The sequence below is a fragment of the Microcoleus sp. MON2_D5 genome (genome assembly GCF_036701905.1).
Classification (GTDB): Bacteria; Cyanobacteriota; Cyanobacteriia; order Cyanobacteriales; family Microcoleaceae; genus Microcoleus.
Genome location: NZ_JAUBRM010000142.1, coordinates 1 through 10,656, shown reverse-complemented (window position 1 = coordinate 10,656; position 10,656 = coordinate 1). Strand labels below are relative to the sequence as shown.

General features: G+C 43.5%; 11 protein-coding genes. 8 read left to right on the top strand and 3 right to left on the bottom strand.

What is annotated here, in order from left to right; genetic code table 11:
• Window positions 1–538: 538 nt before the first annotated feature.
• The 3 genes from QUA47_RS28830 to QUA47_RS28820 are packed head-to-tail and all read right to left on the bottom strand — an operon-like array spanning window position 539 to window position 2,385.
• A complete protein-coding gene (locus QUA47_RS28830) occupies window positions 539–1,150 on the bottom strand; it encodes a hypothetical protein (RefSeq protein ID WP_333433309.1) in 612 nt (203 codons plus the stop codon).
• 28 nt (window positions 1,151–1,178) lie between these two features.
• Window positions 1,179–1,559, bottom strand: a complete 381-nt coding sequence (locus tag QUA47_RS28825) for a hypothetical protein (protein WP_333433308.1) — start codon at window positions 1,557–1,559, stop codon at window positions 1,179–1,181.
• Between the two features lie 16 nt (window positions 1,560–1,575).
• Window positions 1,576–2,385 (bottom strand): TIGR04255 family protein, encoded by an 810-nt coding sequence (locus QUA47_RS28820; protein WP_333433307.1) that lies wholly within the window; start codon window positions 2,383–2,385, stop codon window positions 1,576–1,578.
• A gap of 1,270 nt (window positions 2,386–3,655) precedes the next feature.
• Here QUA47_RS28820 and QUA47_RS28815 point away from each other — a divergent pair.
• The 8 genes from QUA47_RS28815 to QUA47_RS28780 form a co-directional block, all read left to right on the top strand.
• On the top strand, window positions 3,656–4,090 hold the full coding sequence (locus tag QUA47_RS28815; RefSeq protein ID WP_333433306.1) for a hypothetical protein: 435 nt from the start codon (window positions 3,656–3,658) through the stop codon (window positions 4,088–4,090).
• Between the two features lie 16 nt (window positions 4,091–4,106).
• Window positions 4,107–5,177 carry an IS630 family transposase gene (locus QUA47_RS28810; protein ID WP_333433305.1) on the top strand — a complete coding sequence of 357 codons (1,071 nt, stop codon included), beginning with the start codon at window positions 4,107–4,109 and terminating at the stop codon, window positions 5,175–5,177.
• A gap of 92 nt (window positions 5,178–5,269) precedes the next feature.
• Window positions 5,270–5,749 (top strand): hypothetical protein, encoded by a 480-nt coding sequence (locus tag QUA47_RS28805; RefSeq protein WP_333433304.1) that lies wholly within the window; start codon window positions 5,270–5,272, stop codon window positions 5,747–5,749.
• A complete protein-coding gene (locus QUA47_RS28800) occupies window positions 5,746–6,015 on the top strand; it encodes a hypothetical protein (RefSeq protein WP_333433303.1) in 270 nt (89 codons plus the stop codon). The genes QUA47_RS28805 and QUA47_RS28800 overlap by 4 nt, the downstream gene beginning before the upstream one ends.
• A complete protein-coding gene (locus QUA47_RS28795; RefSeq protein ID WP_333433302.1) occupies window positions 6,003–6,560 on the top strand; it encodes a hypothetical protein in 558 nt (185 codons plus the stop codon). Before QUA47_RS28800 ends, QUA47_RS28795 begins: the two co-directional genes overlap by 13 nt.
• 203 nt (window positions 6,561–6,763) lie before the next feature.
• On the top strand, window positions 6,764–7,024 hold the full coding sequence (locus QUA47_RS28790) for a hypothetical protein (protein ID WP_333433301.1): 261 nt from the start codon (window positions 6,764–6,766) through the stop codon (window positions 7,022–7,024).
• Between the two features lie 565 nt (window positions 7,025–7,589).
• Window positions 7,590–10,244, top strand: a complete 2,655-nt coding sequence (locus QUA47_RS28785) for a DUF3854 domain-containing protein (RefSeq protein WP_333433300.1) — start codon at window positions 7,590–7,592, stop codon at window positions 10,242–10,244.
• A 182-nt stretch (window positions 10,245–10,426) separates the two neighbouring features.
• The coding region (locus QUA47_RS28780) for a hypothetical protein (RefSeq protein WP_333433299.1) at window positions 10,427–10,656 on the top strand (230 nt) is incomplete at its 3' end.

Here is a 10,656-nt window from a genome sequence, read left to right as displayed (position 1 = left end):
CTATCCCATGTGGGTGGCTGCTATCGGTGGCAAGATGGGTGAATCAACCTCTAACGGCTTTGTGCTATCAGACCCAAATATCCAAGTCTTTGAGAAAAAACCGAAGGAGCCTAAACCTGAAGCAGAGCAGTGAGGGAGGTTTGAGTAGCAATTGTGCAGACACTTGCGGACAGGGTTGGAAGCCTCGCTTAGCAAAGATTTAAGCTAAATCAGTTAGCAAGCCAATTTGGGGTAAATGGCTTGTTAGCCGCTCCAACCTCCGAGCGCAAATTTTAACTAAAGCGTGTACACAAAAATAATGCGCCCTTATGAATTGGGAATCTTAGGTGTCAAGGGGCTTGATTTTTACCCCATCTGAAACTCTGCTGATTGCTCATATTGCTTCTGCTGTTGTGACAACTTGCTAGCAACAGGGGCATCAATTTTTCTCCTTCCACTCACATAAAACTTTTTTCGTGTGATTTGTCTACTAACATTTAATCTTTGTTACTTAAAGTCTCAAAGAATTTGCAAGACTAAAGGCAATAACCAATCCTTACTAACCAACCGTGTTTTCTTTTTCACTTTCGTATTGAGCTGGTAATGCGACTCTGCCATGAAAAGAATAATATCGTCTAGAAAAATGTTCCAGATAGGGACTACATAAAATTGCTCGTCGTAGTGCCATACCACTATTGAGTTGATAATATAAAGCTGCTGCATTTATTGCAAAAACTTTTTTAAAATCAGCCGTAAGCTCTGGTAAACCTTTCTGTTGCAACTCATAGTCAGTATGTATTTTTTGAAAGAAATAAAATCTTTCGTGGCGTTGACTAGAAACCAATCCCCATTCCTTACTATTCATATTATCAGCGTTGTTTCTAACTTCCTCTGCTGTATTAACTTCACATAAAATTACAGAATTTAAAAATTTGGAAGGAGTATTATGCTTTTTGTCCGTCCTAGCTTTATAATCCCAATCTAAGTCGCAGTCTTGGGTGACCACAATTGCGTAAGGATGAATTATTGGGATAGTAAGAAGAGAGATATCTGGCTGATCCGGTGACTGAGCCATCGGCTCAACATTATACTGAGTCACGTTTGTTAATATTTCTCCCTGTCTTAGAGAAGTATTTCTATGTGAAGGCTGGTAGATAGCTTGCTCTGTCATGGTGTCATTACTGGAAAAAGCTATAGTTCTAAGATTCTAAAACAATTGATGGTCTCACTTGAGCAGGCATTAATTTAGCTTTAATACTACTAGGTGAAATAACAGGTAGTTTTGCTTGAGGAATACGATTAGAATAAAAGGCTGCAATCCCTTTAAGGTCTTCAGCAGCCTCTTCTAGACCATCTTGTGGTAAAGATTGGAGAATTTCTAGACATTTTAACAGTGCAAGTAAATTATTTATTGGCACATTGTTCCAGTCAGTGCTGAAAGACAGAGATGTGCCAGACATCGTTACGCTCGTAGGAAGTTCTACCACAATAGTTTTGCCCGACATTGTTACGCTCGTAGGAAGTTCTACCACAATAGTTTTGTCACTTTCCCCATGACAAGCAATTTTGTGTATAACCATGCTGGTTGAAGCTTGATTATTCCTCTGTTTTATCGATGAGTTGGGGCTGTAGGGCATTGTGGAGGGTCTCTGTGATACTCCATCTAAAGAGCTTCCACGCTGATTTGTTGAATTGACTGAGTATGTTCCAAACATTTTCATCCCTCGCTAGCTTTTCTTCAGTATAAAAATCCGCATCTAGTAAATAAGCAGGTTCGCTGTTACCTGCTTCTGCTTCAGTTACCATAACAAGTGCCTGGTTAAAAGTAACTTGACAGATATCAGTTTGTAAGAGCAAACTTTTCTGCATAGATTGCACTAATGGTTCTAGCTCTGGATTGTATAATTCTGAAGCAATTTGATTTGTAATTAAATCTGCCCATTTTTTATCTTTAAGTCCTAATTGTGAGCGAATAATTAAATTTTGGTACTGAAGTCCAACCCTTGTATAAAATGATGGCTGGTATATTCGTTCAAAAATTTCTACAACTTCCCTAAAACGTTGAATAAATAGCTCATACCTGTCGTATGCTGACGACATTAAAGTAATAAATTCTTTAGTAACAAGTATTTGCCACTTTTTATCTTCTGAATGAAAACTATACCAAACCTCGCTCAAAGTGGGAAGACCAACTTGGGGCATCGCTTGTTGAATTGCTTGGTGAACTTCGACTGAAAATGGCTGTCTAGTTGCCTCAAAAAGTGGATACTTAAATCTAATCTCATCTTGAAACTCAACAGGCTCTTGATGAGAAATTTTAAGGATGGGTGGAAAACGCAATTGACACGCAACCCTTATAAGAGGATTGCGCTTGTAAATTACATGACTGGACTCAGGTAAGTGCATTAGGTTGTTCTTTCCAGGCAAGAATCGCTATTCTAATTATAACTTACATTATTATGTCGTTAGTATACTTTAAATATCCTTATATAACTTGTAATTGATTAATGGTTACTGATGGCGGTCATTTAACTATCTTATAGGACAGCGCAAATTAGTAAAAGTATGACACAAAAGTTCTCGCGGAAAGTTGATTTTTGCACCAACTTTCTCAGCTTCTTGACTTTTGGTAGAAAATACAGCTAGTGGCAAATTTACTACCCGTACAGAACAAGGTAGAACCCTAGAACGCTGGCTAGAGCTCTAAAACTGTGTGGGCGCGATTTTACAAAGCGCGCCTCTTTTTATTTGATAGAAAAATTAAAAGAGACTTTTATACAAAGATGTCGGAGGCGATTGCCTGCTAGGCAAGAAGGGATTGCACTCTGTCCATTCACTTTCTCCGGCAACTGCCATAAATAATATCTGACCACATAATTTTATCACTTCCAAATTGCTCTCTTTAAAGTAGGTCGCTTATCGATTTATAGAAATGGTGGTTTCTTGACGTAGCCATACCAGTTTCAAGTCCTAGGTGGGAAAAGTGTGATATCCCCGCCTATAACAAGGTTTTGGAGTGCGTGGGAAAATTTGACTATCCCCGCCTAGAACAAGGTTTTGGAGTAAGTGGGAAAATAGGCTTTTTCCCCATCTAACCTTGGGCGGGATTTTTTCGATGGCTGCTACAGCTTCAGCTAAAGTGGCAAAATTTCCGTTCGGCCGTCGGAAAAATAGCCGCAAGCCTCCCCGGCTGAGGGGGCAAAGATTCGGCAATAAGCAGACAATCATTGTGTCACGCGCTTGAAGTCGCTAGACAGATACTAGACAAATGTAAGACTAAGTTACCTAATAGTTACCTGTAAGTTTGGGTAACTAGCAGAACTTAATCACTGTGTCAGGCGATTGAAGCTGTTAGACAAATGTAAGACGATGTTAGACGAATGTAAGACAGTGCTAGACAAATGTAAGACGGTGCTAGACAAATGTAAGACACACGATTCAACGCCTGGGCGTGGGAAAACTTTACAATTCCTGCTTGACACCAAGGCGTAAAACCTGCGATCGTAAGTAACTAAGGAAGATTGATGCGCGATAGCTCAGTGCAGCAAACACTGAACTACTCACGACTTCCCCAACCGTTGTGTTAGGAACGTTTGGAGCCTAAATATAATGCCATATCCAGCCGATCGCTTTTTTGGGCGATCGCAATTATTCATGTTTGGCGTGAGGTTCTGTCATGACTGAACCAATCGTCAATCGTCGCCGTATTGACCATCTGAAAGCACACGCTTACAGCCTCGGGTTAACTAACGATGACGCCAAAACATTTGGCAAACTTTCTAAAACTTCCACCTGGGAAGCTGTTTGTGAGGCTTACTGTGTTGATTGCCCTGGTCATAAAAATGAGCACTTGGATTCATGTCAATGTGTCGAGCGCATCCTTTGTCCTGTAGACACTGTAGACAGTGAATCGCGTGACACAAGCGGATGGGTTAATGATGGTTCATCCCCGGTGTGCACTTTCACTCCCCAAAATTCCATCAGTTTTCTAGATTGGGTTGACTTGGCTCAACTCGTTGCATTTGTACTCGCATCGGCGGGGGTCTTTGTGCTGGCTATAGCAATCCTAAATCATTATCATGATTGTGATACAATTATATACAATACTTGATTTTGACAATAAAAAGATGAATAAATTACAAATGCAACAAAAAGATAGGGAAAAAGAAATAGCCCAATTAGAATCTTTCATTAAAAGCGATATCGATGCCAGAGAACTAAAACGAGCAATAGCTGTAAGGATGGCGCTCTCAGGTAATATCTACCATGAAATCAGTAACATTTTAGGTGTAAGTAATTTTTTTATTGGTTATTGGAAAAAACAATTTCAAACCAAAGGCATCGCCGGAATAAAACTAGGACATAAAGGGTCAAAAGGGTATTTAACAGCTCGACAAAATACTGAAGTAATCGAGTGGTTAAAGAATCAAGAATCTTGGAACTTAGATGAGTTGGTTACTTATTTAGATCGAGAATTTGGTGTGATATATAAATCAAAACAGAGTTACTATGAACTTTTCTGTCGGGCGAAAATTAGTTGGAAAAAAACTCAAAAAACCAATCCTAAATTTGATAAAGAACTGGTAAAAAAAAAGAGGGAAGAAATTAACGATATTTTATTTAAAAACAAGGCTGGTATAGAGTGTGGGGAAATAATAGTATTATTTTTAGATGAATGTCATCTACTTCATGGTGATCTGACTGGTTATGTTTGGGGTCAATCAAAAATCAGAATTGAAGTCCCAATTACCAATGAAAAAGATAGACAAACTTATTTTGGGACCCTCAATTATCAAACCAAAGAATTCCATATTCAGAGCCATCCATCAGGCGATGGAGAATCAACTGTTAAATTCATAAAATACTTACAAAATAAATATAAAAATCGCAAGATTATCTTGATTTGGGATGGAGCTAGTTATCATAAATATGGAGAAATTAGAGACTTTTTATTAGAACTAAATGGTGACAAACAACCTGATAATTGGTCAATTACTTGTATTTTATTTGCTCCCAATGCTCCCCAACAGAATCCAGTTGAAGATATTTGGTTACAAGCTAAAAACTTTTTAAGAAAGTATTGGTATTTATGTAGATCTTTTAAGATTGTCAAATTTTTGTTTGAGTTTTTTACTAACGAACATACATTTGATTTCCCCAAAATACGTCAATATACTTACACACAGAAAATCATTTAGGATTGCTATATGTCTATGTGGCGGCAAATTAACCCTCTGAACTTATTTCCTCCCATCCGCGTAAACATTCAAATCGGAGCAAAATAATGGGCATGATGACAAAACTATTTGGCGGCGAAATCTCTTACGCCATCACCAGTAAATCTGAGAAACTGGCTGCTCCAACTGATGCAGGGGCAATTACACCGCTCAACCCCGGTAACTTTGCATCTATCCGCACAGCCGCAATAATCGAGGCTCCGCGCTACTACAGCAAAGAAGAAGCGGACGAGCGGAAGAAATTAGCAAAGGAAAAAGTTGAGGGCGCTCGCTATACGAAAAAATACCTCAAGGCTACGAGCCAGATTGAGGAAGCGGACGGCGCAGTACATAAGGCCTACCGCAAGCATCAGAAAGTGGTTGCGAGCGTGGAACTGACAAAAAAACAAGCTGATGTGGGGTTGGCGAAACACTTGCTCGGCTTGGCTCCTGGATACGCCAAGCTAGGGGTCGGTCTAGAAAAAGCTGAAAATCGTGCTACCGAAAGGATTGAGGCTATCAAAGCTAAGTTACTCGGAGGGAGTAAAGAATGATTCGAGCGATCGCTCTCGGCAACAACTTTCTGCTGACTGCGATCGCCTCCAGCTTCCTTTGCTGGCTGGCATCGCTGCACCCTTCCCTGCTCTTATTTGTGCAAGCCCTCTTTGTCCTCAAACTTATTGTTAGTGCTGCTGCCTGGTTGCTTGACGATGCAATCATTGCAATCCTCAAAATAAACTTGCTGCAATTTAGGTTCCGACTGATTGCCAGCACAGTCGGTGCTTTAGTTGGCGTGGGGGTAATGTTATGTCGCTCCTGAAAGTTTCTGTGTTGTCGGTTTCGGGGCTTACCCTCTGGCTGGCTCCTCCGTTTATTTTCTCCCGCAAAATTCCTTTGCACAACTTCATTCAAGGCATCGCCCTGGTGTCTGGTTTCGGTTGCTGTTTCGAGGCACGGCGCTCGGCTCTTAAATTAGCTAAGGCAGAAGAGTTTGAGGCAATGAAAGAGCGGGCTATTGATGCGGATGTAGCGGATGAGCTTAGCACTTCCATTTACATATCAGAGCAACAGCGGCGTAAGGAAGCTGAGGCAATTTTGGCAGCTTCCGAGGAGGAAGTGGAAGCTAAACGGGAAGCGCTGGAAGCTATATACACCAACGACTTACAACCAGAAGCTTCCGCTACCACTTCCGAGCCTGATGCTAGTGATTTACAACTTTGGTGGAAAGTGGAAGCGGCACAGACTCAAGGTAAAACTGCAACCTGGATTATAGAAAATATCCTGGGCAAGAAGGGGCGTAAATTCTCTGAAGGCAAAAAGCAGCTTGAGGAATTAATTAAAAAATTTAGTGAAGAAGGAGGATGAGAACGCGGGCCGGGGGAGGGGCTGACTTGGGGCCTGCCCCCCCGGCCGCGCCACGCAGAGGTTTAGGCGCCGCAGGCAACCGGGATAGGTGAAACCCGGTAGATAAAAAGAGAAAATAGTAAAAATGTAATACTTGGGAGGGATGCGTAGAAAGAACGTGAGAGTTTTTTGATTGTGTAACTTATAGATTAAAAAAGTTGATTATGAAACAGAAAGAAGCCAAACACGGTGGGAAGAGGTTGGGGGCTGGCCGACCTCATAAATGGCAGGGTGGACAAACAAAGCTGGTACGCATCCCGATAAGCTACGTGGATAAAATTCTGCGGGTGGTGGCGTATATGGATTCAAATAAAGGAGAGCTTCCTCTCGGTATAGCTTTTTTCACTGAAGAAGATTTTTCTCTTCCCGGATACGATGCCTTGCAGGAGATTCCTTACCCCCGGCGCTATAGGAGCCGCGGGTAATAAAAAATCTTGCCACCCCGGATGATTGCGATCGGTGCAGGGGTACAATCAAGATTAGATAAAACTGTCCTGGCTGGCTCATTCATGTGTGAGTCAGGTGGCTGCCAGGTTATCTGGACAAAAGACCTAATAGGCAATTGGTGGAGTCCTAACCCTGCGTAAGTGGGATTAATCCTGAAGATGACCCCTAGAGATGTCTTGGACAAGCGAGTATTAGCAGTGCGTGACAGGGGCTAAGAAACCTTATCAAGGTAGGTTAGAGGAAGGCGGCGATTCAGAGGCCGGAGAAACAGGCAGCATCGGAAGGCTGCGCGTGCGGAAGACGCAACACACCAATTTTTTCATCAAGCTGGGAGATTCTCATTCGCACGGGAACCTTTTATCGTCAATACTCTTTCTTTGCCGATAAAAGTTGGTTCCTGTTTGTGATGTTCATTTAGCAAACAAAATCTTCCAGCAACCACCCCTAATATGCCAAAAACCGCTGCGTTTCTATTGGAACCAGAGCGCAGCGGTCTTTGGGATAAATCCACCTTCAAACTCGCTCAGGGCGAGCCAAGGACTTATGTCTTATTGTACAGCGATCGACAGTCAGCCAACAATTAATCTAAAGCTGACACCTGACCATCAAGCCCACATTGCAGCTCGTCGTATTTATGCGCCCTGGGCTGAGGCGAACTGCATGAGCTGTGATATCCCGAAAGCTTCGGTAATATTGCGATACGAGGCAAAATCCCCTGGCATTATGCTAGTATCGGATGAGTACGGTCAGTGGCAGTTTAAACCTGATGAACCCTGGGCTTCAACCGATGGCAAGCTGCCAAAATATCGCACGGGTAAGGGTGAATATGATGCGTTTCTCGCCAAACATCCCGAAATAAAAGCATACTGGTCGGACTTGGACGCGCTCAAAGTCCGATGCTTCACTATTGACGGCAAACCCTACTTACTCATCACAGAGGGTGGTTTTAAAGCGATAACGGGTTGTCAGCACAATTTACCCACTATCGGTCTGGTCGGTGTGACAATGGCCATGACCCCTAAAGCTAAAGGTAAACCCGATTTAATACCCGCACTCAAGCGGTTCGCAGAGGCTGGCTTCGGCTTCATCATTGCTTTTGATGCTGATGCCGCTACCAATAAAAATGTACGGTTTGCAGAGAAAAAACTCGCTAAAGTCCTGCTACGTTACGGTTGTGAGGTACGAACCATCACAGGGCATTGGAAGGTAGAGGACGGCAAGGGGATGGATGACTTTATAAACAACAAGGGCATTGAAGAGTTCCGTGCTGTCCTGATGAAAGCACAATCTTGGGGCGTTCAAGCGCGTGACACACGCGATAGTGATGTATCAGCGACTAAAAAACCACCTACACCCCAAGTAGTTACAGCACGGCTAGCTGAAGAGTTCGGACATCAACTTAAATATGATGAAGAACAACAGACTTGGCGCAAGTGGAGCGGGAAGCACTGGGAGAAGATGGGGTTAGGCGCGTTCAAAAGCTGGCTGAAGAATACGTTAGACGGGAAGGGCGTAAGCTATGGCGGAAGCGCCTATCTTGACGACGTGCGGAAGCTTCTAGAGTGCGACCTGCGTCAACTCAAATGGCAATTTTGGGATAAGTCCCGATACATCAATTTCAGCAATTGTGTATTTGATGGGGCTGAAGCTAAACCCCTTGAACATTTACCAGGAATGGGCTTCACTTCTTACCTACCCTATGAATACAAACCGCTAACAGGTGATTTAAGCAATACTCTGGAAGCATTGCGGGTAAACTGCCCTAATATTCACGAATTCTTCCGCACGGCGATGCAGGGTGACGAGCGCAAGATGTTCAAGCTCTTAGCCATCGTTAACGCGGTTCTAAAGCATCGCTTCTTTGACTTGCAGATGTTTGTGCATCTAGTGGGTGCGCCTGGTTCCGGTAAAGGCAAGTTCTCTCGCTTCCTACAAAAACTGGTAGGCAAGGACAACAACATTGCCTGCCAACTTGACAAACTCGGAGACGGCTCGACTAAAGCTTCCTTGATTGACAAACAGTTGGTAGTTTTCCCAGACGAGCGCAAACCAGTGGGGATTGACAGCATACTGAGCCTTACTGGGGGAGATGAGATTTCATATCGAGAACTCTACCAACGAGCAACAAGCGCCCACTTCTACGGGTCGTTAATCATTTGCTCAAACAAACCCATCTTTATTGGCGACACAACAGGGCTAGAACGTCGTCTCTGCCTAGTTGGTTTTGACAATCCTATTGCTACCGAAAAACGTGACCATTCCTTAGAAGCGCAACTTGACAACGAAATACCTGCCTGCATCGCGATCGCACTCTCACTAGCAAATAGTGCTGTAACTCAAGCGATACAAGGAAAAGGGGTTAACCAGATTGTCGAGTACAAGGCAAAAGAATGGGAGATGAAGGTTGAGGTAAACTCGGTCGCAGCTTTCTTGGACGCTGGACTGGTTCTCGACCCGACAGCTACCTGTACTGCTGGGAACTTATACGGTGCTTACAAGGAATTCTGTGAGGCTGGCGGGCTGTCCAAGTTCAGTATTGTCAAATTCCCCCGGCTCCTTGCCGATATCTTGGCAGATGAGAACTTACCAGCTACCCGCCACCAAGGCCGCATCGCTTATTTTCAGGGCTTGAGATTGCGAGCTGAGGGCGACACTCACCCTACTCACTCTGAGACTTTAGCGGGAGTTGATGCGGGAGTTAGCGGGAGTTTAGCGGGAGTTGACGCGGGAGTTAAACCCTTGCCAGATATACATCAGCGGGAGTTGCGGGAGTTAGACACTAAATGTTTAGAGAAAAGTGCAAATGATGATTTCTTGCCAGATGAGGAAGAAAGTGACTTAGACACATATTTAGAAAAGGATTCCCCCCCCTCAACTCCCGCAACTACCGCTAACCCTCTAGCAGCAAAGGATATAACTCCCGCAGTACCTCCCGCTAAACTTCCGCAGTCCCCCCCCTCAACTCCCGCAACTATCGGAGTAAAGCACAGGGATTTTAAAGTTGGTGGCAGAGTAGTGATTTCAGAAAAAGGCAATATCCATGAGGGTCAGCACGGAACTGTTACACATATCGGTTATGGCAGCCGTGAGACTGACTACCAGATTAAGCTCGATAAAGTTTCCCACAACGCTATTCAGATTACAGTCTCTATCCCTAAATCAGCGTTGATGCCCGCGCTTTACTTGATGAATCTGTAGAGCCTTCGGTGGTCTAGGTCAGGATATGTGTCTATCCTGAGCTACCAGCACCTGTTTAGAGTCCTAGATGGGGAAATAGCATTCGCTTAATGAAGGTGTAGCGGTTTCTACCCCTAGGCTGGAAAATATACAAAGCTGACAAAGTACCACAAAACCAACGCATTAAACCAACGAAACTACCTATGACAATTGGCAAGCTCGAACTCATCATCAAAATTAACGAACTACCGAATAACGTAGAGACTAACAAAGACAACTGGAAAACCTTTGAGCTTGACTGTGACGGTCGGGTAGTGTCCGTTACTGTTAAGCCAAAAATATGGAAGAAGCTTGAGGATGCTGCTGCCAACTATCCCATGTGGGTGGCTGCTATCGGTGGCAAGATGGGTGAATCAACCTCTAACGGCTTTGT

What these genes read in the sequence shown, in the direction of transcription:
- QUA47_RS28830 (WP_333433309.1), bottom strand. Translation starts at nt 1,150, where the DNA reads ATGACAGAGCAAGCTATCTACCAGCCTTCACATAGAAATACTTCTCTA.
- QUA47_RS28825 (WP_333433308.1), bottom strand. Translation starts at nt 1,559, where the DNA reads ATGGTTATACACAAAATTGCTTGTCATGGGGAAAGTGACAAAACTATT.
- QUA47_RS28820 (WP_333433307.1), bottom strand. Translation starts at nt 2,385, where the DNA reads ATGCACTTACCTGAGTCCAGTCATGTAATTTACAAGCGCAATCCTCTT.
- QUA47_RS28815 (WP_333433306.1), top strand. Translation starts at nt 3,656, where the DNA reads ATGACTGAACCAATCGTCAATCGTCGCCGTATTGACCATCTGAAAGCA.
- QUA47_RS28810 (WP_333433305.1), top strand. Translation starts at nt 4,107, where the DNA reads ATGAATAAATTACAAATGCAACAAAAAGATAGGGAAAAAGAAATAGCC.
- QUA47_RS28805 (WP_333433304.1), top strand. Translation starts at nt 5,270, where the DNA reads ATGATGACAAAACTATTTGGCGGCGAAATCTCTTACGCCATCACCAGT.
- QUA47_RS28800 (WP_333433303.1), top strand. Translation starts at nt 5,746, where the DNA reads ATGATTCGAGCGATCGCTCTCGGCAACAACTTTCTGCTGACTGCGATC.
- QUA47_RS28795 (WP_333433302.1), top strand. Translation starts at nt 6,003, where the DNA reads ATGTCGCTCCTGAAAGTTTCTGTGTTGTCGGTTTCGGGGCTTACCCTC.
- QUA47_RS28790 (WP_333433301.1), top strand. Translation starts at nt 6,764, where the DNA reads ATGAAACAGAAAGAAGCCAAACACGGTGGGAAGAGGTTGGGGGCTGGC.
- QUA47_RS28785 (WP_333433300.1), top strand. Translation starts at nt 7,590, where the DNA reads ATGTCTTATTGTACAGCGATCGACAGTCAGCCAACAATTAATCTAAAG.